Raw genomic sequence first — 14,605 nt, forward strand, 5'->3', positions numbered from 1 at the left:
GCTCTTCACGGTGCTGCTGTTCGTGGTGGGCGTGGCCATGGCCGTGGGCAAGGCTTCGGTCTTCAAGTTCATCTCGGACGACTACAGCAGCAACATCGGCGCCGTCTCCGGCATCGTCGGCCTGGCTGGCGGGCTGGGCGGCTTCATCCTGCCCATCCTCTTTGGTATCGCCCTGGACCTGACCGGTGTGCGCAGCTCCTGCTTCATGCTGCTCTACGGCACGGTCTGCTGCTCGCTGGTCTGGATGCATTTCCAGTTCCGCCGCGAGCCGACGCCGACCTCGTCGGACGCGCTGCCAAGCCATTGATCCCTTTCCCTGACAAGGACTCATCATGAATCACGTATTACAACGCTGGGAACCCGAAAATCCCGAGTTCTGGCACCAGCAGGGCCAAGCCGTCGCCCGCCGCAATCTGTGGATCTCGATCCCCTGCCTGATGCTGGCCTTCGCAGTCTGGATGCTGTGGAGCGTGGTAGCGGCCAACCTGGACAAGGCCGGCTTTCATTTCAGCAAGGACCAACTGTTCTTCCTGACCGCCTTGCCGGCGCTCTCGGGCGCCACGCTGCGCATCTTCTATTCCTTCCTGGTGCCGGTCTTCGGTGGTCGCAAGTGGACCGCCATTTCCACCGCCAGCCTCCTGATCCCGGCCATCGGCATGGGCCTGGCGCTGCAGGACCCGAGCACCAGTTATTCCACCCTGTTGGGGCTGGCCCTGCTGTGCGGGCTGGGGGGCGGCAACTTCAGTTCCAGCATGGCCAACATCAGCTTCTTCTTCCCCAAGGCGCGCAAGGGTTACGCCACCGGCATGAATGCCGGCATCGGCAACCTGGGCGTGTCGGTGGTGCAGTTCGTTACACCGATGGTGATTTCTTCGGCGGTGTTCGCCGTCTCCATTTCGGGGCAGGGTTTCCTCTTCCACGACCCCAAGAGCGGTGTGGAGAGCACCTTCTGGCTGGCCAATGCCGGTTTCATCTGGGTCCCCTTCATCATCGCGGCCACGCTGGCGGCCTGGTTCGGTATGAATGACATCGCCTCGGCGCAGGCCTCGCTGGCCGATCAGGCGGTGATCTTCAAGCGCAAGCACAACTGGCTCATGTGCTGGCTGTACGTGGGTACCTTCGGTTCCTTCATCGGTTTTTCGGCAGCCTTTGCGATGCTGATCAAGGCTGAATTTCCCGAGATCGCGGTGGCGCAGTATGCCTTCCTCGGCCCCCTGGCCGGCGCCCTGGCGCGTCCCTTGGGCGGCATGTTGTCCGACCGCATCGGCGGGGCGCGGGTGACCTTGTGGGTGTTCCTGGCCATGGGTCTAACCATCCTGCTGGGCATCCTGCCGGCCTTGCATACGCACCAGTTCATGCTGTTCCTGGCGTCCTTCATCGTCATGTTCATCCTGACCGGACTGGGCAATGGCTCGACCTTCTGCATGATCCCGCTGATCTTCCAGACCGAGCGCGAACGCGCCGCCCAGCGCCAGGGTGGGGGTGAGGCCGCCCTGCAGCAGGCGCGCCTGGATGCAGCCAAGGAATCTGCCGCCGTGCTGGGCTTCTCGGGCGCCATCGGGGCCTATGGCGGCTTCTTCATCCCGCAAAGCTTCGGTACTTCCATTCGCATGACCGGCGCGCCTGACATGGCCATGTTCATCTTCGTGGGCTTCTATGCCAGCTGCATGTTGATCACCTGGTGGTACTACGCGCGTCGGGGTGCGGAGATGCCTTGCTGAGAACGGACCTAGTTCTTTCGAACTAGTCGGACTAGTCCGCCTGAAGAAGCCAGTCGCACAAGCTGGCGAATAGGCGCGACCGCGCGGCGTGCCTACACTTTTCTACAGTCAACGCAGGTGGAATGTCCACCCACGCAACCGAGGATTCACGATGAGTCATTTTCTGGACCGATTGAAGTTCATGTCACGGGTGAAGTCCACCTTCGCCGATGGACATGGCGCGGTGGTCAACGAAGACCGCCAATGGGAAAACGCCTACCGCAGCCGCTGGCAGCATGACAAGGTGGTACGTTCCACGCACGGGGTCAACTGCACCGGCTCCTGCTCCTGGAAGGTCTATGTCAAGAACGGCCTGATCACCTGGGAAACCCAGCAGACCGACTATCCACGCACCCGTCCCGACCTGCCCAACCATGAGCCGCGCGGCTGCCCGCGCGGAGCTTCATATAGCTGGTACGTCTACTCGGCGCAGCGCGTGAAATACCCGATGATTCGTGGCCGCCTCATGCAGTTGTGGCAGGAAGCACGCCGCACCCTGAGCCCGGTCGAGGCCTGGGCGGCCATCACCAGCGACGCCGCCAAGGCTGCCAGCTACAAGTCGATACGCGGCCTGGGCGGCTTCGTGCGTGCCGACTGGGATACCGTCAACGAAATCATCGCCGCCGCCAATGCCTACACCATCAAGCAATATGGTCCGGACCGCATCATCGGCTTCTCGCCCATCCCGGCCATGTCGATGGTCTCCTATGCGGCCGGTGCGCGTTATCTCAGCCTGATCGGTGGCGTACCGCTGTCCTTCTACGACTGGTACTGCGACCTGCCACCGGCCAGCCCGCAAATCTGGGGCGAGCAGACCGACGTGCCGGAATCGGCCGACTGGTACAACTCCACCTACCTGATGGTATGGGGTTCCAACGTGCCGCAGACTCGCACGCCGGACGCCCACTTCTATACCGAGGTGCGCTACAAGGGGACCAAGACCGTGGCGGTGTCCTCGGACTTCGGCGAGATGGTCAAGTTCGGCGACATCTGGCTGGCGCCCAAGCAAGGCACCGATGCCGCCCTGGCCATGGCCATGAGCCACGTGGTACTCAAGGAATTCCACCAGGCCCAGCCCTCGGCCTACTTCCGTTCCTACGTCAAGCAATACACCGACATGCCCATGCTGGTGCGGCTGGTGCAGCGCGACGGCCACTACCTGCCGGATCACCTGCTGCGTGCCTCGCAATTGCCGGACCAGCTTGAAGAAGCCAACAATGCCGACTGGAAGTCGCTGGCCATCGATGCAGCCACTGGAGAGATTGTCGCCCCCAACGGTTCCATCGGCTACCGCTGGGGCGAAGGCCAGGTCAATGACGGCGCCAAGGTCGGCCGCTGGAATCTGGAAAGCCGCGATGGCCATTCGGGCCGCGAGATCGACCCGCTGCTCTCGCTGGTGGCGCAGCACGATGAAGTGGTCACGGTCGCCTTCAACTACTTCGGCGGCGACGATGCCCAGCCGCTGGCGCTGCGCCAGGTGCCGGTGCGCCACGTGCGCCTGGCCGATGGCAGCACCGCACGGGTGGCGACCGTGCATGACTTGATGATGGCCAACTACGGCGTCGACCAGGGCCTGGGTGGAGAGATTGCCCACAGCTACGACGACGAGGTTCCCTACACTCCGGCCTGGCAGGAAAAGCATACCGGCGTCAAACGCGAACTGGTGATCCAGGTGGCGCGCGAATTCGCCCAGAATGCCCACGACACCCAGGGCAAGAGCATGGTCATCGTCGGTGCGGCGCTGAACCACTGGTACCACAACGACATGATCTATCGCGGCATCATCAACCTGCTGATGATGTGCGGCTGCATCGGCAAGTCCGGTGGCGGCTGGGCGCATTACGTCGGGCAGGAAAAGCTGCGTCCGCAGTTCGGCTGGGCACCGCTGGCCTTCGCCACCGACTGGGTGCGCCCGCCGCGCCAGATGAATGGCACCAGCTTCTTCTATGCCCATACCAGCCAGTGGCGCCATGAAAAGCTGGGCATCGATGAAATCGTCGCGCCCACGGCGGACAAGGACAAGCTGTCCTCCATGAGCATGATCGACATGAACGCCAAGTCCGAACGCATGGGCTGGCTGCCCTCGGCGCCGCAATTGGAAACCAATCCGCTGGACATCTGCGACAACGCCCGCGCCAAGGGCCAGACGCCGCAGGATTACCTCAAGGAAGCGCTCAAGTCGGGCGAGGTCAACATGAGCTGCGACGACCCCGACAACCCGAAGAACTTCCCGCGCAACATGTTCGTCTGGCGCTCCAACATCCTGGGCAGTTCCGGCAAGGGCCACGAGTATTTCCTGAAGTACCTGCTGGGTACCCAGAACGCCTTGTTCGACGACCCCAAAGAAGCCATCAAACCCAGCGAGGTCAAGTACCGCGAGCAAGCCGCCGAAGGCAAGCTGGACCTGCTGGTGACGCTGGACTTCCGCATGAGCACCACCTGCCTGTATGCAGACATCGTACTGCCCACCGCCACCTGGTATGAAAAGGATGACCTGAACACTTCCGACATGCATCCCTTCATCCATCCGCTGTCCGAAGCCGTGCAGCCGCTGTGGGAGAGCAAGACCGACTGGGAAATCTACAAAGGCATCGCCAAAAAATTCAGCGAGATCGGTGGCGACTATCTCGGCACCCGCAGCGACATCGTGCTGCAACCGCTGATGCACGATACCCCGGCCGAACTGGGCCAGCCCTTCGAACCCAAGGACTGGAAGAAGGGTGAATGCGATCTCATCCCCGGCAAGACCGCCCCCAACTTCGTGGTGGTGGAACGCAACTACAAGGACATCTACAAGAAATTCACCTCAGTCGGTCCGCTGCTGGACAAGCTGGGCAACGGCGGCAAGGGCATCAACTGGCAGACCGGCCATGAAGTGGGCGAACTGGCTGCCCTGAACAAGCGCGTCACCGAACCCGGCGTGAGCCAGGGCCGGCCGCGCCTGGACAGTGCGATCGATGCCTGCGAGATGATCCTTTCCTGCGCGCCGGAAACCAATGGTCACGTCGCCGTCAAGGCCTGGGAAGCGCTGGGCAAGATCACCGGGCGCGACCACACTCACCTGGCGGTCGGGCGCGAACACGACAAGATCCGTTTCCGCGATGTGCAGGCGCAGCCACGCAAGATCATCTCGGCCCCCACCTGGTCCGGCCTGGAATCGGAAGAAGTCAGCTACAACGCCGGCTATACCAACGTGCATGAACTGATCCCCTGGCGCACCCTCACCGGCCGCCAGCAGTTCTACCAGGATCATCGCTGGATGCTGGATTTCGGCGAAGGCCTGTGCGTCTACAAGCCGGCCGTCGATACCAAGACGGTAGCGCCGATGCTCAACCGCCAGCCCAATGGCGAAAAGGAGATCGTGCTCAACTTCCTCACGCCGCACCAGAAGTGGGGCATCCACTCCACCTATTCGGACAACCTGCGCATGTTGACCTTGAGTCGCGGCGGGCCGCACGTGTGGATCTCTGAAGACGATGCCAAAGCGGCCGGCCTGGTGGACAACGACTGGGTGGAAGTCTTCAACAGCAACGGCACGCTGACCGCGCGCGTGGTGGTGAGCCAACGCATCCCGGGCGGCATGTGCCTGATGTATCACGCGCAGGAAAAGATCGTGAATACCCCCGGTGCGCAACTGAGCGGCAAGCGTGGCGGCATCCACAACTCGGTCACGCGGGCGGTGCTCAAGCCCACCCACATGATCGGCGGCTATGCGCAACTGTCGTATGGCTTCAACTACTACGGCACGGTCGGCAGCAACCGCGATGAATTCATCGTCCTGCGCAAGATGAACAAGGTGGACTGGCTGGATGGCCGCAAGCAAGAAAGGACTGCATCATGAGAATTCGCGCACAAGTGGGCATGGTGCTCAACCTGGACAAGTGCATCGGTTGCCACACCTGCTCGGTGACCTGCAAGAACGTCTGGACCAGCCGCGATGGCGTGGAATACGCCTGGTTCAACAATGTCGAGACCAAGCCCGGCATCGGTTATCCAAAGCAATGGGAAAACCAGAAGAAGTGGAACGGCGGCTGGCTGCGCAATGCCAGCGGCAAGCTGGAACCGAAACAGGGCGGCCGCGTGCGCATCCTGGCCAATCTGTTCGCCAACCCCAACCTGCCGGCCATCGACGATTACTACGAGCCCTTCACCTACGACTACGAGCACCTGCAAAAGGCCCCGCTGATGGCCACCCCGCCGACGGCGCGACCGGTGTCGGTACTGACCGGCAAGAAGATGGACAAGATCACCTGGGGCCCCAACTGGGAAGATGACCTCGGTGGAGAATTCAGCGCGCGCAGCAAGGATGTCCTCTTCGAGGGCGTGCAGAAGGAAATGCACAGCACCTTCGAATCGACCTTCATGATGTACCTGCCGCGCCTGTGCGAACACTGCCTGAATCCGGCCTGCGTGGCCTCCTGCCCCTCGGGTTCGATCTACAAGCGCGAGGATGACGGCATCGTGCTGGTGGACCAGGACAAGTGCCGTGGGTGGCGTATGTGCATCTCCGGCTGCCCCTACAAGAAGATTTATTACAACTGGAGCTCCGGCAAGGCCGAGAAATGCACCTTCTGCTATCCACGCATCGAAGCCGGCCAACCTACCGTGTGCTCGGAAACCTGCGTGGGCCGTATCCGCTACCTCGGGGTGCTGCTCTACGACGCCGACAAGATCGAAGCCGCCGCCTCGGTGACCGATGAGCAGGACCTGTACCAGGCGCAACTGGACTGCTTCCTCGATCCGCACGACCCGGCCGTGATCGCCGAGGCACGACGCCAGGGCATTGCCGAGAGCTGGCTGGAGTCGGCCCGCAGATCGCCGGTGTACAAGATGGCGCTGCAATGGAAGATCGCCTTCCCGCTGCACCCGGAATACCGCACCCTGCCGATGGTCTGGTACGTACCGCCGCTGTCACCCATCCAGAAGGCCGCCGAGGCCGGTCACATGGGCATGACCGGCCTCATTCCCGATGTGAAGTCGCTGCGCATTCCGGTGCGCTACCTGGCCAACCTGCTGACCGCCGGCAAGGAGGCGCCGATCCTGAGCGCGCTCGAACGCCTGCTGGCCATGCGCGCCTACAAGCGCGCCGAGACCGTGCACGGGCAGCAGGATGCCGCCGTGCTGCAACAGGTCGGCTTGCACCCGGCCGAGGTCGAGGACATGTACCAGACCCTGGCCATCGCCAACTATGAAGACCGCTTCGTGGTGCCGTCCTCGCACAAGGAAATGGTGGAAGACAGCTTCAACGACAAGGGCAGTTGCGGCTTCACCTTCGGCAATGGCTGCTCGGGCGGGGTCTCGGACGGCAGCCTGTTCGGCAAGAAACCGCAAGGCAGCGTGATCTTCGTGGACATGCCCAAGTCGCGCAAGAAGACCGCCCTCACCGAATGAACGGAGACCACACCATGTCCAAGCAACTTCACCCGGCTGCCGAGACGGCCAAGCTGTATCGCATCCTCTCGGCGCTGATGAGCTATCCGCAAGCGGACCTGATCGCGGCCCTGCCCGAGATCGGCTTGGCAGTGCAAGCCGAACCGGCCCACCGGAGCGCCTTGCAGCCGCTGCTGGATCATCTGGCCGGCACGCCCCTGATCGACTTGCAGGAAGCTTATGTCGATACCTTCGACCGCAGCCATGCGCTCTCGCTGCACCTGTTCGAACACATCCATGGCGAAAGCCGCGACCGTGGCCAGGCCATGGTCGATCTGCTGGAAGAATACCGCGCCCATGGCGTGGAACCAGCCGCGACCGAATTGCCCGATTACGTGCCACTGTTCCTGGAATTCCTGAGCCTGCTGGAACCGGCTGCGGCCGAAACACTGCTGGGCGAAGCCATCCACGTGCTGGCCGCCATCGGTACGCGCTTGCAGCGCCGGGACAGTCCCTACGCCAGCCTGTTCCTGCTGCTGACCACCCTCACCGAAGTAGAACCCCGCGAACAGGACGAACCACCGGTGCGCGACATGGATGAAGCCATGGAAGTCTTCGGCCCCGGCGCCGATGGCGTGGAACCACTGCTCAAGCCGGCCATGGGCGGGGTGCAGCCGCTGCATTTCCATCCCCGGCCAGCGGCCCGACCGACCAGCCAGAGCAGTCATTGAGCCCAGCCCATCCAATCGCCTGAATCGGGAGATCATCATGAATTACCTGCATCAATTCCTCTACGGAATCTATCCCTACATCGCGCTGGTCGTGTTCCTGCTGGGCAGCCTGGTGCGCTTCGAGCGCGAGCAGTACACCTGGAAGAGCGACTCTTCGCAACTGCTGCACGCCGGTCGTCTGCGGCTGGGCAATCTCCTGTTCCATGTGGGCGTACTGGGACTGTTCTTCGGTCACCTGGTGGGCTTGCTCACCCCGGTGGCGGTGTGGGATGCCATTGGCGTCACGCACAGCTTCAAGCAAGCGGTAGCCATGCTCGCCGGCGGCGTGTTCGGCACGCTCTGCCTGCTGGGCTTGCTGATCCTGATCCACCGCCGCTGGAGCGATGCGCGCATCGCCGCCGTCACCCGCCCGTCCGACAAGCTCTTGCTGCTGTGGCTGCTGGTCACGCTGGGGCTGGGCTTGTCCACCATCGCCGAATCGGCCCAGCATCGCGATGGTCACATGATGGTGCTGCTGATGACCTGGGCCCAGCACATCATCACCCTGCGCGGCGATGCGGCCAGCTTCATCGAGGCAGCACCGCTGCTGTTCAAGCTGCACCTCTTCATGGGACTCACGCTCTTCGTGATCTTCCCCTTCACGCGGCTGGTGCATGTCTGGAGCGGCTTCGCTTCGGTCACCTATCTGGGCCGCGCCTGGCAACTGGTGCGTCCGCGCTGAACGAGGAGAATCACCATGCCCGTGATCGTCAACGAATACGAACTGAGCGATGCCGAGATGGCCCAGGAACTCGCTGCCCGCGCTGAAGAAGAAGCTGATCTGCACGCGGCCATGACCACGCTGGTGCTGCGCCGGCTGTTGCTGGAACAGGCACAGCAACTGGGCCTGGAACAAGACGACCAAGACGCCCGCATCGAAGCCCTGCTGNCACGCGAAGTCCATGCACCGCTGCCGGACGAAGAAGAAATGCGACGCCACTACCAGGCCGCGCCGGACGCTTCCGTGTGGGCGCACTGGCCGAGGTCAGCCATATCCTGTTCCAGGTCACGGAAGGAGTGGAACTGGCGGCATTGCGCCTGCACGCCGAATCGGTCCTGGCCGAATTGCTGGCGCAACCGCAGCGCTTCGCGGAATTGGCTGCGATCAACTCCAACTGTCCCTCCGACGCCCAGGGCGGCAGCCTGGGGCAGATCACGCGCGGCACCTGCGTGCCTGAATTCGAGAAGGCCGTCTTCGCTGCCCAGGCCGGCGCCATCCTCCCGCGCCTGGTGGAGAGCCGCTTCGGCCTGCACATCGTCCAGCTCGGCCGCAAGTTCGACGGCCAGGCTCTGCCCTTCGAGGCCGTGCGCGAGAACATCGCCCAGGCCCTGCAACGCGCCAGCTTCGACCGCGCCGTGCGTCAGTACCTGCAATTACTGGTCGGCCGCGCCCGCATCTCCGGCATCGACCTGCCGGGCGCCGGTACGCCGCTGGTGCAATGACACTGACTGGCTGAATCATCATGTCCTTCCCCTCTGTACCTAGCGACCGCCCGTTATTGCAAGACCGCTTCGGCCGCCGCATCAGCTATGTGCGGCTGTCGGTCACCGATCGCTGCGACCTGCGCTGCAGCTACTGTATGCCCAAGGGCTTTAACGGCTTCGAGGAGCCGGCCAACTGGCTCAGTTTCGATGAGATCAGCCGCGTCATCGGCGCCTTTGCCCGCCTGGGCGTGGGCCGGGTACGGCTGACCGGGGGCGAGCCGCTGTTGCGACGCCACTTGCCGGCGCTGGCGGCGCAACTATCGGCGCTGCCAGGGGTGGAGGAACTATCCCTGTCCACCAATGCCACGCAGATGCACAAGCACGCCCAGGCCTTGCGCGCGGCAGGCGTGACGCGCATCAACGTCAGCCTGGATAGCCTGGAACGCACCTGCGTCACCCGCATCACCGGACGCGACAGCCTGGAGAGCGTCATGGCCGGGTTGGCTGCAGCCAAGGCGGCGGGCTTCGCCCCCATCAAGGTCAACATGGTGGTACTGCGCGGGGTCAATGAAGCAGAAATCCCGCGCATGGCCGAATTCTGCTTCGAACAAGGGTTCATCCTGCGCCTGATCGAAGCCATGCCCATGGGCGAGACCGGGCGCCACAGCGGCACCGTCGATATCGGCCCGATCCGCGAGCAACTGGTGACGCGCTTCGGCCTGCAACCGCTGGCCGCCGAACTGGGCGGCGGGCCGGCGCGCTACTGGCAGCGCGCCGAGGGTGACGGGACCATCGGTTTCATCTCGCCCATCAGCCAGCATTTCTGCGCCACTTGCAACCGCGTGCGCGTGTCGGTGGATGGCACGCTCTACCTGTGCCTGGGCCAGGAGGCGCGCGTCGAGCTGCGTCCCCTGCTGCGTGCCGGGATCGATGATGCGGGCCTGGAAGAGGCCATCCGCCTGGCCATCGAACTGAAACCGGAACGCCATGAATTCCAGGAACAACCGCACAAGATCATTCGTTTCATGTCCCAGACCGGCGGCTGAAGCGCAGGAGCAAGACCGCACAAAAAGTGCAGGAAAGTTGACTTCACCCCCGTGATTTTCACCCGGCGAAGGCATAGACTGCCTGCTCGCCCGCCGCCCGGAACCGCCATGCCCTCTCCCGCCGCCCCGCTGCTACCCTTGCCGCCCCACAAGCGGCTGACCTTCCGCATCCTGCTGATGACCCTGGTCGGCCTGGGCCTGACCATGACGGCCATCGGCTATACCCTGCTGCTGTCCTGGCAACTGGAAGGCGGCGGCACCGTCATCAACGAAGCCGGCAGCCTGCGGATGCGCTCCTACCAACTGGGACTGGCGCTGGAACACCAGCAGGCGCGTGACACTGTGCAGCACGATATCGAGCGCTTCAGCCAGATCCTGGCGATGTTGCAGACCGGGCAAACCGGACAGCCCAGCTTCGTGCCACCACGCGGCCCCATCCATGAGCAATTGCTGCAGGTACAAGGCCAGTGGCAACAACGTATGCAAGTCCACGCCAGGGATGTGTTGCAGGCGGACGATGATCAGCAACGCCAGCAGGCGCTGGCGCAATACCTGCAGGAGCTGCCCGATTTCGTGGGCGAGATCAACCTGCTGGTGGCCCTGGTGGAAGCCGACCTGGCCGGCAAGACCACCTGGCTGCGGCTGTGCCAGACGGCGCTGATCTTCCTGGCGCTGGCCGCCAGCATCGCCGTGCTGTACCTGCTCTACCTGTGGATCGTCGGCCCCGTGCGGCGCTTGCAGGCGGGCATTGCCCGCATGTCGCAAAACGACCTGGACGTGCGGCTGGCCATCGATAGCGAAGATGAGTTCGGTCAACTGGCACAAGGCTTCAATCAGATGGCCGATCACGTGCAGGGGGTGCATCGCACGCTGGAAGAACGCGTCGCGGAAAAGACCGCACGCCTGCGCGAGCAGAATGAAGAAGTCGGCACGCTCTATGAAATCACCGACTTCCTCTCCGGGGCGCACACCATCGAGGCGCTGTGCAGTGGCTTCCTGCGCCGCATCATGCAACGCATCCAGGCCGATGGCGGCACGGTGCGCATCCTCGATGAACGCGGCAACCTGTATATCGCGGTGCATGAAGGGATTTCCGAACGCATCATCGATGAAGAACGCTGCCTCAAGGTCGGCGACTGCCTGTGCGGCACCGCCACCTCGCAGGGCATCATCCTGGTGCGCGACTTCCGTGAACTGGACCAGCAGCGCCGCTATCGCTGCCAGGAAGAAGGCGCGGTATCGCTGGGCATCTTCCAGATCCAGGTACGCGAACAGGTCGTGGGCAGCTTCTCGCTGCATTTTTCCCGGGAACGCCAGATCAGCGAAGAAGAACGCCGGCTGCTGGAAACCCTGGGCCGGCACCTGGGCTCGGCCATCGAGAACCAGCGCCTGATCGCACGCGAAAAGGAATTCGCAGTCTCCCACGAGCGCAACCTGATGGCCCAGGGCCTGCACGACAGCATTGCCCAGGGCTTGAACTTCCTGAACCTGCAGGTGCAGATGCTGGAAGATTCGCTGGCCCGCGAAGACCTGGCCGAGATCCGAGACATCGCGCCCCTGCTGCGGGCCGGCGTGCAGGAAAACTACGAAGACGTGCGCGAGCTGCTGTTGAACTTCCGCAGCCGCCTGCAGGACAGCGATCTGGAATCCGAGATGCGCAAGGCAGTCGAGAAACTGCAACGCCAGAGCGGCTTGCAGGGCGACATCGAGATCACCGGCGACGGCCCGCCGCTGGCGCCGGAACAGCAACTGCAGGTGCTGTTCATCCTGCAGGAAGCCCTGTCCAACATCCGCAAGCACGCCCAGGCCAGCCGGGTCAGGATCGAGGTCGACAATGGCCGCGACTTCTGCCTCACGGTCAGCGACGATGGCCACGGCTTCCAGCTCGACCAGGCGCGCGCAAAAGGTAGCGAACACGTGGGCTTGCGCATCATGCAGGAGCGCGCCGAACGGCTGGGCGCGCATCTGGACATCGCCAGCCAGCCCGGCACCGGCACCCGCATCACCGTCCGGCTGATGCGTGAGGAACGGCTGGTAGCCTGAGCGCAATTTCGCATTTTCAATGGAGTAGTCGCCGCATGAGCATCCGCATTCTCCTGGTCGATGACCATACCCTGTTTCGCAGCGGCATCCGCCTGCTGCTGCAACGCCATCCCGAATTCGAGGTCGTGGGCGAGGCCGTCGATGGCCTCGATGGTGTCAAGCGCGCCCGCCAGTTGCATCCCGACGTGGTGCTGATGGATCTGAACATGCCCGGTCTGTCGGGCCTGGAAGCCATGCAACTGATCGTGGAAGACTTGCCGGAGACGGCCGTGCTGATGCTGTCGGTCTCGGAAGAAGCCGAAGACCTCAGCACCGCCCTGCACAATGGCGCGGCCGGCTATCTGCTCAAGAACATCGAAGCCGATTACCTGGTGCAAGCCATCAAGCGTGCTGCTGCTGGCGAGCCGGTCATCTCGGAGGCGATGACGGCCAAGCTGGTGATGCAATTCCGGGCCACCAGGCCGGGGGTTGCAGGCGATATGAAGGAAAAGTTGACCGCGCGCGAACGCGAAACCATGCGCTGCGTCGCACAGGGCCAGAGCAACAAGGAAATCGCCCGCAGCCTGGACGTGGCCGAGAGCACTGTGAAGATTCATGTACAAAACATCCTCAAGAAGCTCAACCTGAGCAGCCGGGTCCAGATTGCGGTGTATGCTGTGGAACACGGCCTGGACAAAACGCCCTGAGGGGCGTACCGTACCGCTCCCCCGCGCCTGATGCGGGCGGCATTTCCGAAAGAAAGCATATGCAAAAGATCACCTTCCCGCTGCAAGGCCATCCCTACGTCGAGCTCAACCAATTGCTCAAACTCTGCGGCCTGTGCGACAGCGGCGGCGCTGGCAAGCAACTGGTGGCCGACGGCCAGGTCAAGGTCGATGGCAAGCCCGAGAGCCGCAAGACCTGCAAGATCAGCGCCGGGCAGAAGGTCAGCCTGGGCGACGTCCAGATCACGGTCACCGAACAATGAGCCAGGCCGCCGTCGACGCCCTGCTGGACTTCTGGTTCGGCCCGCAGTGGGATACCCTGCCGGCGCACCAGGTGGCCGAACGTCAGAAAAAACTCTGGTGGAGCAAGAACCCGGACATCGACGCCGAATGCCGCCAGCGCTTCGAGCCACTGCTCAAGCAAGCGGCCGCCAACCAACTGGACAACTGGACTGAAACGCCGCGCTCCATGCTGGCGCTGATCGTGTTGCTGGACCAGATTCCGCGCAACATCTACCGCGACACGGCACAAGCCTTCGCCTTCGATGAGCTGGCACGCCAGTGCTGCCACCTGGCGCTGGCCATGGGACTGGACCAGGCCTTGCCGGCCATCGCCCGGGTGTTCGTCTACCTGCCGCTGGAACATGCCGAAGACCTGGATGACCAGCAGTACGTGGTGCAATTGATGCGGACCCTGGCCAAGACCGCCAGCGGCGAGGACCAGCCGGCCTTCGATGGCTATGCCGACTACGCCAGGCGGCATCATGCCGTGATCGAACGCTTCGGCCGCTTCCCGCATCGCAACCGCATCCTGGGCCGCACATCCACCCCGGAAGAAACCGAATTCCTGACGCAGCCGGGCTCCTCCTTCTGAAGTTTTCGAGAACTATTGACTGATTCGGGCTTTTGCTGGAAGGTCATTTTCTTTTGCCATAGACTCGCGGGCTTTCCTTTTCAGGAGCTCCCATGCGTGGTCTCCGCCGTGGTTTCTCGATGATCGAAGTGCTGGTGGCCATGCTGGTCATCGGCACGGGCGCCCTGGCCATGGTGATGCTGCAATTGCACGCCCTGCGCAGCAGCCAGGATAGCGGCCTGCACGCCCGCGCCACGCTGATGGCGCAAGAACTGGCCGAACTGCGCAACGCCATGCCGCAGCCGGCAGGCACATCTGACCCCTTCCTGTTTTCCTTGAGCCCCGGCAAGGCGCTGCCGGCCCAGGTCGATTGCGAACTGGCCGCCTGCAGCCCCGGCGACTTCACCCGCGCCGCGTTGGCCGACTGGACCGGGCGCCTGGTCCGCGATTTCCCGCACGCGCGCGTGACGGTGTGCCGTGATGGCCGCAGCCGCACGCCGGAGGACTGGCAATGCGATGACCAAGGCAATGCCCCGGTGGTACTCAAGCTGGGCTGGCGCCGCATCGGCGCAGCCACGCCCTCCACCGCGGCCAGCGCCCCGCTGCTGACCCTGGTACTGGGCCACTGAACATG

The 14,605-nt window shown here is 63.4% G+C and carries 12 protein-coding genes and 1 pseudogene; all 13 read left to right on the forward strand.

From position 1 onward, the window contains the following. Positions 1-307 (forward strand): annotated as a pseudogene (locus I5W_RS04650) (MFS transporter); the annotation flags it as partial. A 25-nt stretch (positions 308-332) separates the two neighbouring features. Next, positions 333-1,721 carry a NarK family nitrate/nitrite MFS transporter gene (locus tag I5W_RS04655; protein WP_044528367.1) on the forward strand — a complete coding sequence of 463 codons (1,389 nt, stop codon included), beginning with the start codon at positions 333-335 and terminating at the stop codon, positions 1,719-1,721. A gap of 151 nt (positions 1,722-1,872) precedes the next feature. Continuing rightward, positions 1,873-5,601: a nitrate reductase subunit alpha gene (locus tag I5W_RS04660; protein WP_044528368.1), complete on the forward strand. Its 3,729-nt coding sequence runs from the start codon at positions 1,873-1,875 to the stop codon at positions 5,599-5,601. Continuing rightward, a complete protein-coding gene (gene narH / locus I5W_RS04665) occupies positions 5,598-7,151 on the forward strand; it encodes a nitrate reductase subunit beta (protein ID WP_044528369.1) in 1,554 nt (517 codons plus the stop codon). Before I5W_RS04660 ends, narH begins: the two co-directional genes overlap by 4 nt. 14 nt (positions 7,152-7,165) lie before the next feature. Continuing rightward, the gene (narJ, locus tag I5W_RS04670) at positions 7,166-7,861 is read left to right on the forward strand and encodes a nitrate reductase molybdenum cofactor assembly chaperone (protein ID WP_044528370.1); all 696 of its coding nucleotides are present in this window, start codon (positions 7,166-7,168) and stop codon (positions 7,859-7,861) included. Between the two features lie 37 nt (positions 7,862-7,898). Then, the gene (narI, locus tag I5W_RS04675; RefSeq protein ID WP_044528371.1) at positions 7,899-8,582 is read left to right on the forward strand and encodes a respiratory nitrate reductase subunit gamma; all 684 of its coding nucleotides are present in this window, start codon (positions 7,899-7,901) and stop codon (positions 8,580-8,582) included. Positions 8,583-8,866: 284 nt separating this feature from the next. Beyond that, positions 8,867-9,343: a peptidylprolyl isomerase gene (locus tag I5W_RS33995; protein ID WP_306302667.1), complete on the forward strand. Its 477-nt coding sequence runs from the start codon at positions 8,867-8,869 to the stop codon at positions 9,341-9,343. A 20-nt stretch (positions 9,344-9,363) separates the two neighbouring features. Continuing rightward, positions 9,364-10,371 (forward strand): GTP 3',8-cyclase MoaA, encoded by a 1,008-nt coding sequence (moaA, locus tag I5W_RS04685; RefSeq protein WP_044528372.1) that lies wholly within the window; start codon positions 9,364-9,366, stop codon positions 10,369-10,371. Between the two features lie 108 nt (positions 10,372-10,479). Then, on the forward strand, positions 10,480-12,414 hold the full coding sequence (locus I5W_RS04690) for a type IV pili methyl-accepting chemotaxis transducer N-terminal domain-containing protein (RefSeq protein ID WP_044528373.1): 1,935 nt from the start codon (positions 10,480-10,482) through the stop codon (positions 12,412-12,414). Positions 12,415-12,449: 35 nt separating this feature from the next. Continuing rightward, positions 12,450-13,100, forward strand: coding sequence for a response regulator (locus I5W_RS04695; RefSeq protein WP_044528374.1), 651 nt, complete (start codon positions 12,450-12,452; stop codon positions 13,098-13,100). A gap of 59 nt (positions 13,101-13,159) precedes the next feature. Beyond that, complete coding sequence (locus I5W_RS04700; protein WP_017452082.1) at positions 13,160-13,381, forward strand: RNA-binding S4 domain-containing protein; 222 nt, start codon at positions 13,160-13,162, stop codon at positions 13,379-13,381. Then, positions 13,378-13,992, forward strand: coding sequence for a DUF924 family protein (locus I5W_RS04705; protein WP_044528375.1), 615 nt, complete (start codon positions 13,378-13,380; stop codon positions 13,990-13,992). The genes I5W_RS04700 and I5W_RS04705 overlap by 4 nt, the downstream gene beginning before the upstream one ends. A gap of 92 nt (positions 13,993-14,084) precedes the next feature. Beyond that, complete coding sequence (gene pilV, locus I5W_RS04710; RefSeq protein WP_017452080.1) at positions 14,085-14,600, forward strand: type IV pilus modification protein PilV; 516 nt, start codon at positions 14,085-14,087, stop codon at positions 14,598-14,600. Positions 14,601-14,605 lie beyond the last annotated feature (5 nt).

This window comes from Herbaspirillum sp. B65 (genome assembly GCF_000333555.1).
GTDB lineage: Bacteria > Pseudomonadota > Gammaproteobacteria > Burkholderiales > Burkholderiaceae_D > Herbaspirillum > Herbaspirillum rubrisubalbicans.